This window comes from Sphingobacterium sp. BIGb0165 (genome assembly GCF_024810095.1).
Taxonomy (GTDB): domain Bacteria; phylum Bacteroidota; class Bacteroidia; order Sphingobacteriales; family Sphingobacteriaceae; genus Sphingobacterium; species Sphingobacterium detergens.
This window is the reverse complement of record NZ_JANUEB010000004.1, coordinates 612,027-626,401: the sequence shown is the minus strand read 5'-3', so window position 1 is coordinate 626,401 and position 14,375 is coordinate 612,027. Positions and strand designations below refer to the sequence as shown.

Sequence of the window (14,375 nt, the reverse complement as noted above, 5' to 3'; positions counted from 1 at the left end):
TGAAAAAATAATCTTATAATTGTTGGCCCGTAATCACCGATACGGGTGGCCCATATTCAAGCGATAGGCTTGGCCCGGAATAACCGATATACACAACGTCGTACAAATCCTATAATTTTCGGCTTTGGCGATGAGATAGACGCTGATTATCTCGAAATGGAAAAGACAAATAACAACGATTTCTTAACCTATATAAAGTCATTTGGGTATTTTAATAATACAAATTATAAACAACTAATTGACTTAATAGATTCAGATTCTTTTGTGGTTTATATTTGGGGACATTCTTGTGGTCTGTCAGATAGAACATTGTTGAATATGATATTTGAACATGACAACTGCGCAGCTATAAAACCCTATTATTGGCAAAGGGATGATAATACCGACAACTATTTGGAGATTACTCAAAATATTTCGCGCCATTTTAGAAATAAGCAAAAAATGAGAAATAGGGTCGTAAATAAGGAGTTTTGTTCAGCGTTAGGTAGTCAAAATTAGGAATTATACCAGTAAGTCGGGTATCTTTGAACAAGCTAGCCCCTGAAAATTGAATTAGATTTAGGAATGGATAAGAGACTGTAACGTGAACTGGTAAAATAGTTATTGATTGTAATTTAGGCTAATTATGGATATCCGTAAAAATTAATCATTTTGATCTTAAATTCTAAGGCAGTGATAGATCCGACACGTTTGAGCCGAAAGTAGTACCTAAAAGACAATTAATCGTCACTGAACAGCTTGAGGGAAACGTACTGAGCATGTATTCCAAAAGAATGAGCACACGGGCGATAATTGAATTTTTACCCGAAATGTATGCAATAGAGATCTCTGCTTCAGAAATATCGGGAGTGTGGGAGTGTAACACCAACTGTGTCATAGGATTAAAACTTAAAAACCTCTTTCGAGTTTGAGCCTATCCCCAAATCTAATATAAAGTTGGTATATAGTCAAGCCCCAGTTATGTATTGGCATCGTCCATTTTTTAGAAATATCCTTAATAATCAGATACATCAGCTTCAATAAAGCCTGTTCGGAGCTAAACGCTCCCTTGGACTTAGTAATCTTTCGTATCTGACCGTGTATTCCCTCAATCGGATTTGTGGTCTTATACGTCTATACCTTTACAGTTGATTGAATACGGTTCCTACTTAGCACGCCATAATCTTTACCCTTATCTCTTACAACTCAGTTTTCTGGAATACAATTATTTTCAACTTTTTTAGTTATAGAAGGTATCGTAATAACTAAATAAAGAATAAATATCCGAATCCTCTGTAACGCAAACTTGCACAATGATTTCATTTTTAGCCTGTTCAATAGTGTCAAATTTTCCACTGATTTGATAGTAGTATCTTAAATGCTTAGTTTGGCGATAAGAATTATAGCATCCAATTATAGTCTCATACCCTAAATTTGTGTGATAAGATTCAAAATGGACACTGTTTGAAATGATACTGTCAGATATTTTTGCCTCACCTAAAATCTGATCTTCTTCTTCAAATGATAGCCTACAATTAATCGGATATTTTTCATCTAGTCTCGAAAAAACAGTGAGCGCTATAACACTTTCGTCTTTAGGTCTGCTAATCACTTCCAGTTTGGCATTTCTAAATTCAAAAATATAATTATTGTGTTCATTATCGAAATACTTCCGTTGAGGTTGTCCAAAATCTTCGATTAATTTAGCTATTGTTATTTTACCTGGCTCATACTGATATAGAAAATCTTGACTCAAAATCTTCAGACTTTTTTTTCCTACGATGGAATTCTCAATCCTTTCTCTATTTTTTGTTCTTCTATCGCTAAACTGTTGAAAAGCAAGTACAATAAGTCCTCCAACAATGCCGCTACTAATGTTTTGGAAATATGGATTATCAACAATATTAAGTAGTATGTTCATATAATGATCCCAGTTACTCTATGGTTTTTTGAAAATTGTTATTAAGTATAAAATATAGTTTGTTTCGGTATTTTTACTAGCACAAATATAATTATTAAAGAAGCCAAAATATTTATGTTATGAATTATTAAATGGGACGAATATAAATTTTTATTATAATTATATTGTGGTCGTAAATCTATTTATTAACGCGTTTATTGAGACCATATTAAATTCATTTTATGAAGTGTACAGTATTTTATTCCTGGCAAGCGGATTTAAATAATAAGTTGAATCGTTCTTTTATTGGAGATGCGCTAAAAAAAGCAGCTAAAACTCTATCTGGAGATAGCGGATATACTATAGACACCGTTATTGATAGAGATACATTTGGTTTAGGAGGAAGTCCGGCAATTGTAGAATCAATTACTGGTAAAATAGCAAATTCTGATATTTTCATTTGTGATGTTTCTATTATAAATTCAAAAGAAACAGGAAAGAAAACACCTAATCCCAATGTTCTTTTTGAATTAGGCTTTGCATCAGCTATTTTAGGTTGGGACAGGATTATTATGATTCAGAATACTGCATTTGGTGATGTTGAAAAGCTTCCATTCGATCTCAGAGGAAGGAGGATATTACAGTATAAACTAGATGAAACTATTGAATCTAAAGCTGAGGAAAAAGAAAAGGTAGTAATTAGTTTAGTTAACACTCTTAAAGTTGCGCTAAGACATTATGGAGAATCAGATGAAAAAAAAGACAAAATTTTCTGGTGGGGTAATTGGAATATCGAGTCTAAGACTAAAGTAAGAGGAGGAAATTTACACATATATCGTGTTTCATCTGAATCGTTTTTATTTAAATTATCATTATTTGACGGAGCACGATCTGGTTTAATAGAAGCAAGAGCGCAGATTTTGACCCCTCATTCTGCTCTTGCAAGAATAAACAGCTTATGTAGTAATGAAGACTGCACAATATTATTTAGAAGAAGAATTATTGGAGATTCATGGTGGATTGATGTAGAGGTTGGGGGGGACTGTGGTTGTTTCCATGGTCATGGAGCAAGCTTTGAAGGAGCATATAAACATAACTCTGAACAAGTCATTAACATGTGGCTTTTAGATGAATTAGATCTAAATGAATTACAAAGAATGATGGGGCGATTTATGGAAACTTTTCTTGAAAATTTTCAGTTAATAGGTGAGAATGTAGATACAGATAATAGCGAAACAATATTTGTATGGGGAGGAGTTAAGGGGTTACATGGAAATATGGCTTCGGCTGTTGCATTAGATAATTTAGGAAACATCTGGTGTGCATTTATTGATCCTTTAGAAGACGTTATTAGGTATTTCTCAAACAATGCTTTGGAATCAATATATCTTAGAAATTGGATTAAAGAGATTGAAGGTAAGCAAATTATCGAAAACGAAGACAATCATCCCTACGAAAGTGAATATTAATCCCGTCAACCCAAATAAAGTTCAAAACTGTAAACACTATATTTGATAGGTAAAGTAAAATGTGACAATAATTTCCAATTGATGTTGCTTGGTGCCATGATTAATCAACCCAATACACATCAACCAATCTTTTGCCCTTACCACCATTTTTTAGTTTAATTGGCCTTTTGGTACTTTTTAGAATTTCCTTTTTTACAGAATATCTTAAAGCTTTGGACAGCTGATCATTAGTAAACGTTTTCTTATATTCGGAGCAAACAAAAAGTTCAATTTCATTCAAATATCTAGGCTCCTTTAGAAAACCCGACTTTATAAGAATTCTTGAAATAAATAAATCAATGCTCCTGTCAATCAATGTGCTTGAGAAATATTCTGGGTTATTCCGTTTATCCTTTTTAAATTCATGAACACTTTCTGTTTTAGCAATACCCTGTGAAACAGGAACGTTAAGGTTAAGTATTTTTGATCCGTTTACATTGAGTTTTTTACCGATATCCTCTGCTAAAGCATGGCTAAATGGTCGAGTAAGATTTAGAATACCGTATATATGTGATGAATCTCTTCCAATAAATTCAGCAAATCCAGATACTGTCATTCCTAAAATATTCATAATTTCACGCAATCTGTTCGCCAAACGCTCATTATAAATTTTGTCTTGGTTTGTCATAAGACAAATTCCGTTAAAAATTTACGCTAAAAATTATCATTAATTTACTTTTATTGTAAAATATTTATACCTATATTTGTTATAATATTTTATTGACTTATAATTTATTAAGTCTATTAGTGTAATTTAAGAGTCTCGTTTCCCAAGTCTCACATTTTAATCGAACACGAGAGCGATAGATTGCACCCATATGCCTTTATTTGCTATATTAGCAACGGTAAAGGCGTGGGTACTATCGTCTGCTGAGTTCGAAGGAGTGAGACCCGGGGAATAATGCAAGGTAGTAACCCACGTTTTTACCTTATTTGAGACTCATCGAAATAACCTTAAAAGGTGAGTTATGATTATTAAAAACAAACATTCAAAAAATCCCAATCCTCCTTAGTTCCATTAAGGCTAGAGGTCTTAATGACCATCCGAAAAAAGTGTCATTGTTAATATATCATCTGCTTTGTGTAACCAATTATAGACTACTATATCGGAACATTTTTACGAGTTATTCTAATGACCTGATCCAGCGTCTCCGCGAGGAAAGGGGAAAATTATGACCATTTTAAAACCTTAAAATGAACAATTTTATAAGGACTGGGATCGGTACTGCCTGTTCAAAACAGGCAGCCCAGTATGTAAATTTAATAAATGCACAACCTACGTGTATCGAAAGTAAAACATATAGCTTAAGAGAACTACTAATCCTAAGGACTCTTTTAGTAATTGCTACTGTATTTCATATGTTTAGTTTATCGGCTCAGACGCCCCGCAAGGACAGCGGGGCAGATGGGCCAAATAGACATGAAATAACAGGGCTAGTAGTATCTCAAGATGAAAAGCCATTACAAGGGGTGTCCATCCGTGTGGATGTAGAGAATTTACATATCAGAAGTGCCAATGATGGCACTTTTCAACTACTGGTCAAGGATCGGAAAGGCAAGATCAGATTTACCTATGTCGGATTTAAAAGCCAAGAGGTCAGTTACACCGCTGGAGCCGATCTTGTGATCAGATTGATACCCGAAGACAACAAACTCGAAGAGGTAGAAGTGGTCTCCACAGGATACCAAAAGATTCCCAAGGAAAGGGCAACCGGAAGTTTTGAGTTTGTGGACAATAAACTGCTCAATCGAAAGGTGTCCACTGATTTCGTCAGTAGGCTAGAGGATGTGGTGCCGGGCTTTACCGCTAACAAAACCGGAAATAGCCGCGGTAGTTATTTAAATGTAAATGTGAGGGGGCTGAGCACACTCTTCTCTGAAAAGTTTCCCTTGATTGTTATCGACGGTGTACCTTACGATATCTCAAATCCGGGACTCGGTCCAGGGATTTTTACCAATATTAATCCAAATGATATTGAGAATGTCACCGTACTAAAAGACGCCGCCGCCGCATCTATATGGGGTGCCCAGTCGGGAAATGGTGTCATTGTGATCACCACCAAAAGGGGCAAGTTCAATGAGCAGACCAAGCTTTCGTTTAACTCGAATATCAGTATAAAAGCAAAGCCCGATCTATATTACTACCCGCAGATGAGTAGCTCAGATTATATTGATGCACAACAATACATCTTTGATCAAGGCAAATATAACAGCTGGTTTAAAAACAAATTTAGAAACCCGCAGCCCGTCCTATGGTTAATGTATGCTAGGAAGAACGGCACACTATCTGAAGCAGATTTTAACGAGCAAATTGCACTATTAAAAGCTGCTGATCTCCGGGACGATTTCCTGAAATACATCTACCGACAGGCTGTCAATCAGCAGTATAATATCCAGTTGCAGACGGGGAGCGATAAAGTAAATACGCTATTTTCTGTTGGCTATGATAAGAACCTGAACGACGTGGTTACTTCTTCCTTTAAGCGACTGAACTTAAAGTCCAATACGCAGATCAAACCTGTCAAGAACATGATCTTGGATATTGGTCTATCGTACACAGACTCCAAAAACGAGAATTCATACTTTTCGGTAGCTTATAACCGTATGGCTAAAGGGGTGAAGAACTATCCTTATATGCGGCTTGCGGATGCAAATGGCAATCCATTAGCGGTAGATATCAGTGGGTTGAATCCCACATTCAGAGATACGATAGCCGGCGGTAGGCTACTGGACTATTCTTATGTGCCACTCGACCAGTTAAATGACTCTAAGGAGACGCAACAGATACGTGAGTTCTTCACTAATATCAATGCAGGTTATTCCTTCGACTTTGGATTGAAATTAAACTTGTTATATGCATATCAAAGGACGATGAATCCAACGGAAATATGGAAGGGGATCAGTACCTTCCAGCAGCGGGATGAGATCAATTCGTTCGCAAGCTGGAATAACAATGTGATCACTTGGAATCTGCCGGTAGGCGACTTTTTGGGAATCGTAAACTGGGATAGCTACAACCACCAGAGCAGGGCGACAGCAGACTACAGCAAAAAATGGAATGAGAAACATGAGATTTCGCTGTTTGCCGGTATGGAGGTACGCAAAAATGAGCAGAAGATAACCTCAAGCCAATACAGCGGTTATGATCCAGAGACCGGCGCATTTAAATCTGTGCCATATGGCATTCAGGTACCCATGTTGAATGGTCTATTCGGAACGTCTACGATAACGGATGTAAATGTATTTAAGCGGTTCCGTAATAACTTTGTGTCTTACTTTGCCAATGGAGCTTATACCTATGCCAACCGTTATTTGCTGAGCGGGAGTTTTCGTAAAGATGCATCAAATCTATTCGGGGTGAAAAGTAACGATCGCGGTCAGCCATTCTGGTCTGTCGGTGCTGCTTGGATCTTGTCAAACGAACCGTTAATAGCTAATGGTGTCTTTAACTTCCTAAAGCTCCGGGCTACCTATGGCTATAACGGCAATGTGAATAATTCGGTTTCAGCATATCCCATCATGTCGATACAAGGTGAAGCACATTATATGACCAATCAAAACTATGGTATGATCATGACGCCACCTAATCCCAGACTACGATGGGAGCGGATAGGGATCACAAATGTGGGGCTTGATTTCTCCCTCCGGAATAACAGCCTATCGGGTAGTATAGAGTACTATGTTAAAAATGCGAAAGACCTAATTGCCCCCGATCGTATTGACCCGAGTACGGGCTTCTCTACCCTAATGGTCAATAGTGGTAATATCCGTACCAAAGGCTGGGATATCTCCCTTAATAGTATACCGCTACAGCAAAAGAACTGGACATGGTCAAGTAATCTGGTCTTCTCATACGCGCGCACAAAAGTGCTGAAATCATATGTCCAAAATGAAAATGGAAAGGATTTTATCAGTTCGGCGCAGTCCGGTACCATGACACCTATCGAGGGAATGGATCTGTATAGCCAGCTGGGTTATAAATGGGCTGGCTTGGATCCTGGGACGGGTGAACCTCGTGCGTATATCAACGGCGAAATCTCCAAAGACTATACGGCGATATTGGGCCTTAATGTCAGAGATCTTGAAAACTATGGATCCACTGTACCACTGTATACAGGCGGATGGCGGAATAGCGTCCGTTATAAAACAATGGAGCTGTCATGGAATATTTCCTACCAATTGGGACATAAGTTTTTGAGAAATTCATTTGACAATAGCCTGTTCTTAAATAGTGATATCGGACACTCGGATTATGCCTTGCGTTGGCAGAAACCGGGAGATGAACTACATACCGATGTGCCAGCATTTAAATATCCGGCGGACCTGGGCAGTCAGGTCTATATGCGCTCATCGGCTCTATTGGAGAATGGGGGGCAGATCAAACTGCGCGATATTCAATTGTCCGTTAGCCTGCCGTCGCTATCCCGTTTCAAAGTACACAATGCTAAGATCTATGGGTATATACAAAACGTGGGGACGATATGGCGGGCTAATAAATTCGGAATTGATACGGAGTATGGCTTTAATATTCCTGATCCGATGATGTCCGCGCTAGGTCTAAGTTTTAATTTTTAATCAGATCATTATGAAAACACTATATTTCTCTATTGGCATGGTCACCATGATGATGTTGGCTGCCTGTAGCAATTTTTTGGAAGAGAAGCCCGATATCAAAATGGTAATCCCCAAAAGCTTAAATGATGCTGAGCTATTGCTCAATGACTATAGTACGATGAATGCAGCATATCCTGCCGTGGGCGAGTGGGGCACAGACGAATACTATGTCACTGCAGAAACCTTTGATGGAATGATGACCGTGGATCAGCGTAATGCTTATATCTGGAAAGATGAGCCTTACTTTGATGTAACACAGTGGCAGGGCCCCTATAAAACTGTCTTTAACGCCAATCAGGCGCTCGAAATCATAAGCAAGCTAGGAGAGGAGGCCAAAGGTGAGAAAGGACAGCAGTTGAGTGGAATTGCACATTTCTTTAGGGCATTTGCTTTCCAGCAGCTGGCAGAGGTGTTTGCACCGCCCTACAATGCTGCAACAGCTTCGACGGAAATGGGCATCCCGTTGCGTCTCGATCCGGGTATTGATACACCATCTGAGCGGGCGAATTTAAAGCAGTCCTTTGAGCAGATTATTGCGGATTATAAAATTGCCGCCTCTTTATTACCGACAAAGGAGGCTATACCCGGACGGCCATCAGTTGCAAGCGCTTATGCAGGTCTAGCTAGAGCTTATCTTTATATGGCTGAATATGAAAATGCATATCTGTATGCTGATTCTTGTTTGAGACTACATGCCGAATTAATAGATTTTAATAATCTCAATACGGGTGTCGAGCTGCCTATCGGACGATTTAATAGTGAGGTTTTATTTGCCGCAATCGCGAACAATGCGGGGCCTATGAGTCTAAACAATGGATTGGTGGATTCCAATTTATACGCTAGTTATACTCCTCATGACCTTAGAAAGCAGTTGTATTTTAGGAGCAACGACTACCCGAAAGATTCGTATAGTTTTAAAGGTAATTATGATCAGTCCTTGGCAACTCTTTTTGTAGGGCTAACGACAAGTGAGATATATCTTATCAAAGCCGAATGTGCCGTCCGTATCGGGAAGGTAAAAGAAGGATTAGCTGCGCTAAACGCATTGCTGAAAAATAGGTTCGATAAAAATAGCTTTACGGCAGTGGCCGAAATTGATGGCAATATCCTATTATCTACCATACTGCAGGAGCGGCAGAAAGAACTATTGTTTCGGGGAAGGCGTTGGTCTGACCTGAAACGGTTAAATCTGGATCCAAGATTCCAGAAAACTATACAAAGAAATATCCAAGGGCTAACGTATAGCTTGGCACCTGATAGTCGGAAATATGCTTTCCGGTTACCGGAGCCAGCAGTCCTTATAGGGAAAATACCTCAAAACTTACGCTAAACAATTAACACTTTAAAACATGAATCATTTAAAACAACTATTCGTTTCATTTATCTTATTGATCCTGACGATTAATACCTTTGCACAGACTGCTGAAAATATAATATCCAAGGAGGCTTTAAAAATCGGGGATACCTTTGTACCCCCCAGTGCTATTCAGCAAATGCGCGGAACAGGAAAACCGTTGGATCTTCAAAAGCTAGCAGGCAAAGTGGTAATATTGGATTTTTTTGACACCTATTGTGGCACTTGTATACAGTCTATGCCCAAGTTGCAAAAGCTACAGGACAAGTTGAAAGATAAAGTTCAGATCATCAGTGTAACTTGGCAGGATAAAGCAACCATCGACAAGTTCTTCGCCGGGAACAGTTACCTTAAAGAAAACAAGGTCAACTTGCCCGTTATCTATGCCGATGTTTATTTAAAACAGCGGTTCCCGCATCTAGGTGTCCCGCATGTTGTATTTCTTTACAAAGGAGGGGTGAAAGCGATAACCAGCAGCAAGTTAGTGACCGAAGAAAACATACTGGAGCTCCATAAAAAAGAACTAATAGACTTACCTTTAAAGGATGATTTTGGTAAGGGAGACCTGATCGGACGAAACAAGGAGGAAACTGGACCTGTTAAATATGGTGTTTGGATAGCTGGTTATCAAAACGGCGCTCCTTTCGAATCCTTAAAAATAAAAAAAGACAGCCTGACAAATATGATCAAAACCTCTTTTTACAATGCCTCGATCAGTAGCGCCGTTAAATTCATTTGGGCAAAAATAAGTCCGGCTGACTATGTGCCAAGGCCGGAAAGACTCGTATTAAAGGTTAAAAATCTGGATCAATACCAAGATGTTGAAGCTAAGGGAGGCGTATGGTCGCGGGAGCATGCGCTGTCCTATGAACGATTGGATAAAATATCAAGACCGGATTCGGTACAGGCAAGAATGGTGCTGAATGACCTGCATAGTTTTTTAGGTATGCGATCGTATAAAACGATGAAAAAGATTCCCTGTCTCATATTGCAGTCCTGTCCTGTACAGCCTACCCCGAAAGATACGCTTGCAAAAGGAATGGTATATGAAAATAGTGCAGTCTTGGCGGTCGTGACGGATCTAGGCGGAAAATTTCCACCTGTTTTAGACCGTGTCAATAGCAAAGAAAAAATACAGATTGCATCCTATGAAACCCTGTCGGAATTTAACGCACAGCTCGCAGCGTATGGCATTGAAGCAGTACTAGGCGAGGAGGAGATGGAGGTATTGGTGATAGAAGAAATAGAGTAGAGCGCAAAAAATATAGGGTATGAATTTTCATACCCTATTACTTAGCTAGCTAACGCTTATGTCGTAGCAATATTCCTATCGCAATTTTAATCGCACATTTGGACCATTTACCTGATTTTGCAATGAATTAATGATTTCATTTTTCAATGCATCAGTGATAACTGGTGAACCTGCAGAATTTGTCGCCTGAAGGGCACACATCTGTTCTGTCGGTGTTTCACATGACGGCGGAGTTTCTCCGGCCAATGTATAGTGCGATGGTTGTGAAGGGTCTGAACCCGTAAAGTTGAACCAACTCATGATTATGTCGGCTTTTACATGATTTAAAAGCCATAAAATTTAAAGTTCCTAATTTTGTTATATGAATATTCCGTATATTCATAAGGGTTATAATTGATCATCTTGTGTGTAACAGGATGGCCACATAAAAGCTTCCATACTGTGGAGGCTTTTATTACTAAAGTGGTCTTTATTCCCTTACCCATGGAGGGAAAGACTGCAAACTTGCGTCGGTATCTTTTAATACCTTTTTCTAAATTGCTCATGACTCATTTGTTTATTTTCCTTAATCCTATGATTTTTTACTGTTTAGCATTTTTATCCCAGTTGTCTATTACAAAGGAAAGGACATTAAAAATCGAAAAATCGGGTCTGACGGTAGTATTTCAACTTTTATTGATTTCTTTTGCTTTCATATATTGTCTTTGGGTCTATGTACAAAAATTGGCTCAGCAATTTATTGTTAAGACTATGCAACAGCACAGGCATCAGCTCCTTGAATTTTGCATATCTGGCCATGGAATCTTGGGCCATAATAAGTCCTTTTTTATTGAAAAAATCTGATTTACGCTGCCGCATGATACTCACAAAATGATGCATGCTTGGATACCGGTCTTGCAGCTCCTGCAAAACTGTTAAGGGTATACAGGCAATTTTACTCTTTTTGAGAAACTGAATATTCAGATCCTGACTGTTAAAACTATACTCGTGCTTGGTACCGGTAAAATAATGCCCTTCCGTGGCGATCCAGTGGAGATAGGGCTTTCTGAGTTGAAGCTCATATGCGCCTACCATACCCTCGAGCATATAGCACCAATAGGGACGGCTCTCGTCCTCCCGGCAATAGATCTGCCCGCGCTTACCTTGGCGTACTTTAGTATGTCGGATCAGTTCATGGCGACAGGGATCTTCTACATTGAAATGTGCATTTAAATGTTTGATAAAGCGATTCACTTTTAATATGTTGTAAATGAATAGTTCATGAAAAAGAAAAAACGCCATGAGAGAGATATGGCCCATGGCGTTTTGTTGAATTATTTTAGATCACCTAAAGAAGCGTGTAGTAAATCCTGACGATCAAATGCCCCTCTAAACGGCGACTGAAGATCTCATTTGCTTTAGATTCTACTGGTATCTCAGGTGTATCTGATTGGATCTTGTTTGACTCATACTCCGTCACCTTGACCGAATCTCGGGAAAGGGTACTGGCAGCTTTTTCAATGGTCTGCTTTTCCAAAGTGATGTCTGCCTGATTGTTGATGGCAAAGGCGATCTCTTGGGCAAGATTGTTTTTGAAGTCCGATGACAGCGATATCAGATACTCAACCTGGCTCTCCGAAAGTTCAAAGCGCGACATAAGCCAGCTGCGTAGGCAGAGCAGGATCAGCTTTTGCTCCATCATCTGGAGTTCGACTGTTGAGCTGTACAACTGTCTGAGCCATTGTCTGACTCCCATCTCATCAAATGTGTATTTGTTCATACTGTTTAGTTTGTCGGTGAATGCTGGTGCTCAAAAGATATAGCGGCATGCCTAGGCTATACATCAGGCAACTAGTATGCACCGTTGTTAAAAATTTAAATTAGTTTTATAATTCGATCGAACAGCGAATCTAAAACCAAATCACTAAAAAGCGAAGGAAACAAAGGCCGAGATCGGCGAAAACTAAATTGGTTTCGTCGAAATATGCATGAAACACGCTTGAATGCTACTTAAACGCATTTGCAAAGTCTACGAAGGCTTAAATTAAATCTATGATAACATGTAAAGGAAACGTTACCTTAAGTAATCATACATATTATTAACTTAGAGGTTAATCTTATTGTCAACCTATTATGATAACACTTAAATCTTTCTTTCGCTCCTGGTATGGAACTTTGTGGATAATTTTATTATTAGCAGCTATTTCATCTTGTTTGATCACCTTTTATACGACTAAAGAATCACCATTTTCGAGTATAACCAGAGAAAAGCATCTTTTGATATTTCTTTTTAGTTTGGTATTAATGCTATTGGCGATAGTCCCTGTTGCATTCGTCATATACAAACTTGATTCGTACAAATTTCTGGGGCAAAATGAAATAATACGCTATCTGATCCAATTTGCGCTACTCGTTTTAGTTTTGGGAGCTGTGGCCTTAAGAATTGTTTACAAGGTCTATTTAGTAGTATTTGGGCAAGATCTGCAAAAAGGTGATTATTTTGAGCGGGATTTTGTCGTGGTCATGTTCTGCTTTATCATAGTTCAGTTTTATTATGCCTTTCGAAAGGAAAGAAAGATTAATAACTATAAAAAAAAGCGGGTAAAAGTAATGCAAAAATGGCTTCTGCAGAAAGATGAGCAGATACGAGCGGAGGAAAAAAAGAGTCATGAGCTTCGGTTGCAGTATGAGCAGGAATTGAATGAACTTAGAAACCGGAAGCAACGATTGCGTGCCAATCACGATCGTTTGAGCAGTGATGAAAACAGATTGAAGGCTTGTCTCAAAGAGGTCAGCCAACAGATTGAGGTAATGATAGGTGCTGTCAATGAATGGGTGAGAATACCTCAGATTGCGTATTTCCATCTCAAGGAAGGATCCGCCAAGTCCAAGTTGGTCGATGTACGTTTGCTGGATGGCCGGGAGGGTACTGTTGATATAGACTCGCTGGCAAAAATTGAAAAATTGTGGCCTAATTTATTTTTCCGCGCCGGTCGGGGGCTGTTGATACAACAGCTGGCCATAAAAGACCAATACAAGGAGGGCAATGATTATATTGTGCAGCTACTTGGAATAGATCAGGAGCAGTTGAAAGTACCGGCTGAGGCTTACGATAGACTACTGAAAATAAGAGAAGAATGGATAATTGAGGATCCAAGATAGGATAAGAACCAAGGGGGCGGAAGACCGCTCCCTGGTTGGCTCTAGGTACTTAAAGCCGTTCAATAACTTCTGCGAGGGGTAAGTCATAATATGCTGCAAATTCATGTATGGTAAGTTGCTGGTGCTTGGCCTTTCCATAGGCATCTTTTGCCTGCTGGTATTTGCGCTGTGCCTGCCTGGGACTGAGATCGAGTATCAGGGCAACATCTTTTGGATTGATACAAAGTCGATATTTTTTGCTCATGTTTATCTGGGCTGATGGAGTGCTGTGGGGCATAATATGGTCATGCCACAGACAATCCATAGGTGGTACCATGATTTTCCTGTTAGCTGGATACCTCTCTGTCGGTAGATGCACGATGCGCACTTTTAACGACAGCCCTTAAGAAAAAAATTAATAATTCTACATTAAACGATTCAATTCATATTTTGTTTTAAATATTTGTATAACAACATTTTGATATTTACCAGTTAATCTATTACATACGATAATATCAGCCCCTTTTTGATCTTGGTTATTGCTCCGGTATCATCCTACGGAGCTATTGACAGGAGGCTACCATCCCCACACATTTTACTTACACGCAGTCTACGGATTGCTGTAACTCTTTGGTAGCTATTCAGTAC

General features: G+C 39.0%; 12 protein-coding genes and 2 pseudogenes. 7 read left to right on the top strand and 7 right to left on the bottom strand.

Annotation, left to right across the window (positions count from 1 at the left end):
- The first annotated feature begins 45 nt into the window (after positions 1 to 45).
- Both M2408_RS12120 and M2408_RS26355 read left to right on the top strand, forming a co-directional pair.
- Positions 46 to 498 carry a hypothetical protein gene (locus tag M2408_RS12120; RefSeq protein WP_259182120.1) on the top strand — a complete coding sequence of 151 codons (453 nt, stop codon included), beginning with the start codon at positions 46 to 48 and terminating at the stop codon, positions 496 to 498.
- Positions 499 to 686: 188 nt separating this feature from the next.
- Positions 687 to 911, top strand: a pseudogene (locus tag M2408_RS26355) (transposase); the annotation flags it as partial.
- On the opposite strand, the pseudogene M2408_RS12115 reads toward M2408_RS26355, so the two are convergent.
- Together M2408_RS12115 and M2408_RS12110 are read right to left on the bottom strand one after the other, a co-directional pair.
- Positions 889 to 1,095: pseudogene (locus tag M2408_RS12115) on the bottom strand (IS256 family transposase); the annotation flags it as partial. The pseudogenes M2408_RS26355 and M2408_RS12115 sit on opposite strands and share 23 nt — an antisense overlap.
- Before the next feature lie 124 nt (positions 1,096 to 1,219).
- Positions 1,220 to 1,900 (bottom strand): hypothetical protein, encoded by a 681-nt coding sequence (locus M2408_RS12110; RefSeq protein WP_259182118.1) that lies wholly within the window; start codon positions 1,898 to 1,900, stop codon positions 1,220 to 1,222.
- A gap of 221 nt (positions 1,901 to 2,121) precedes the next feature.
- On the opposite strand from M2408_RS12110, the gene M2408_RS12105 reads away from it, so the two are divergent.
- Positions 2,122 to 3,348 carry a nucleotide-binding protein gene (locus M2408_RS12105; protein WP_259182116.1) on the top strand — a complete coding sequence of 409 codons (1,227 nt, stop codon included), beginning with the start codon at positions 2,122 to 2,124 and terminating at the stop codon, positions 3,346 to 3,348.
- Between the two features lie 100 nt (positions 3,349 to 3,448).
- Here M2408_RS12105 and M2408_RS12100 read toward each other — a convergent pair whose 3' ends face one another.
- The gene (locus M2408_RS12100; protein ID WP_259182115.1) at positions 3,449 to 4,015 is read right to left on the bottom strand and encodes a hypothetical protein; all 567 of its coding nucleotides are present in this window, start codon (positions 4,013 to 4,015) and stop codon (positions 3,449 to 3,451) included.
- A gap of 566 nt (positions 4,016 to 4,581) precedes the next feature.
- Here M2408_RS12100 and M2408_RS12095 point away from each other — a divergent pair.
- From M2408_RS12095 to M2408_RS12085, 3 genes are read left to right on the top strand one after another with little or no spacing between them, the layout of a single operon-like run.
- Positions 4,582 to 7,962 (top strand): SusC/RagA family TonB-linked outer membrane protein, encoded by a 3,381-nt coding sequence (locus M2408_RS12095; RefSeq protein ID WP_259182113.1) that lies wholly within the window; start codon positions 4,582 to 4,584, stop codon positions 7,960 to 7,962.
- Positions 7,963 to 7,972: 10 nt separating this feature from the next.
- A complete protein-coding gene (locus tag M2408_RS12090) occupies positions 7,973 to 9,331 on the top strand; it encodes a RagB/SusD family nutrient uptake outer membrane protein (RefSeq protein ID WP_259182111.1) in 1,359 nt (452 codons plus the stop codon).
- A gap of 19 nt (positions 9,332 to 9,350) precedes the next feature.
- Complete coding sequence (locus tag M2408_RS12085; protein WP_259182105.1) at positions 9,351 to 10,607, top strand: TlpA disulfide reductase family protein; 1,257 nt, start codon at positions 9,351 to 9,353, stop codon at positions 10,605 to 10,607.
- Positions 10,608 to 10,682: 75 nt separating this feature from the next.
- Here M2408_RS12085 and M2408_RS12080 read toward each other — a convergent pair whose 3' ends face one another.
- From M2408_RS12080 to M2408_RS12070, 3 genes are all read right to left on the bottom strand, one after another.
- Positions 10,683 to 10,907, bottom strand: a complete 225-nt coding sequence (locus M2408_RS12080) for a hypothetical protein (RefSeq protein WP_259182104.1) — start codon at positions 10,905 to 10,907, stop codon at positions 10,683 to 10,685.
- Positions 10,908 to 11,279: 372 nt separating this feature from the next.
- The gene (locus tag M2408_RS12075) at positions 11,280 to 11,840 is read right to left on the bottom strand and encodes a hypothetical protein (RefSeq protein WP_259182103.1); all 561 of its coding nucleotides are present in this window, start codon (positions 11,838 to 11,840) and stop codon (positions 11,280 to 11,282) included.
- Positions 11,841 to 11,934: 94 nt separating this feature from the next.
- Positions 11,935 to 12,366 (bottom strand): hypothetical protein, encoded by a 432-nt coding sequence (locus tag M2408_RS12070; protein ID WP_259182101.1) that lies wholly within the window; start codon positions 12,364 to 12,366, stop codon positions 11,935 to 11,937.
- Between the two features lie 353 nt (positions 12,367 to 12,719).
- Between M2408_RS12070 and M2408_RS12065 the strand changes: the two genes are divergently transcribed.
- Positions 12,720 to 13,748 carry a hypothetical protein gene (locus M2408_RS12065; protein WP_259182099.1) on the top strand — a complete coding sequence of 343 codons (1,029 nt, stop codon included), beginning with the start codon at positions 12,720 to 12,722 and terminating at the stop codon, positions 13,746 to 13,748.
- 49 nt (positions 13,749 to 13,797) lie between these two features.
- Here M2408_RS12065 and M2408_RS12060 read toward each other — a convergent pair whose 3' ends face one another.
- A complete protein-coding gene (locus M2408_RS12060) occupies positions 13,798 to 13,992 on the bottom strand; it encodes a hypothetical protein (protein ID WP_120257627.1) in 195 nt (64 codons plus the stop codon).
- Positions 13,993 to 14,375: the final 383 nt, after the last annotated feature.

Coding starts and splice junctions, on each gene's coding strand:
- M2408_RS12065 (WP_259182099.1), top strand. CDS start 12,720: ATGATAACACTTAAATCTTTCTTTCGCTCCTGGTATGGAACTTTGTGG.
- M2408_RS12085 (WP_259182105.1), top strand. CDS start 9,351: ATGAATCATTTAAAACAACTATTCGTTTCATTTATCTTATTGATCCTG.
- M2408_RS12105 (WP_259182116.1), top strand. CDS start 2,122: ATGAAGTGTACAGTATTTTATTCCTGGCAAGCGGATTTAAATAATAAG.
- M2408_RS12090 (WP_259182111.1), top strand. CDS start 7,973: ATGAAAACACTATATTTCTCTATTGGCATGGTCACCATGATGATGTTG.
- M2408_RS12070 (WP_259182101.1), bottom strand. CDS start 12,366: ATGAACAAATACACATTTGATGAGATGGGAGTCAGACAATGGCTCAGA.
- M2408_RS12100 (WP_259182115.1), bottom strand. CDS start 4,015: ATGACAAACCAAGACAAAATTTATAATGAGCGTTTGGCGAACAGATTG.
- M2408_RS12080 (WP_259182104.1), bottom strand. CDS start 10,907: ATGAGTTGGTTCAACTTTACGGGTTCAGACCCTTCACAACCATCGCAC.
- M2408_RS12060 (WP_120257627.1), bottom strand. CDS start 13,992: ATGAGCAAAAAATATCGACTTTGTATCAATCCAAAAGATGTTGCCCTG.
- M2408_RS12095 (WP_259182113.1), top strand. CDS start 4,582: ATGAACAATTTTATAAGGACTGGGATCGGTACTGCCTGTTCAAAACAG.
- M2408_RS12110 (WP_259182118.1), bottom strand. CDS start 1,900: ATGAACATACTACTTAATATTGTTGATAATCCATATTTCCAAAACATT.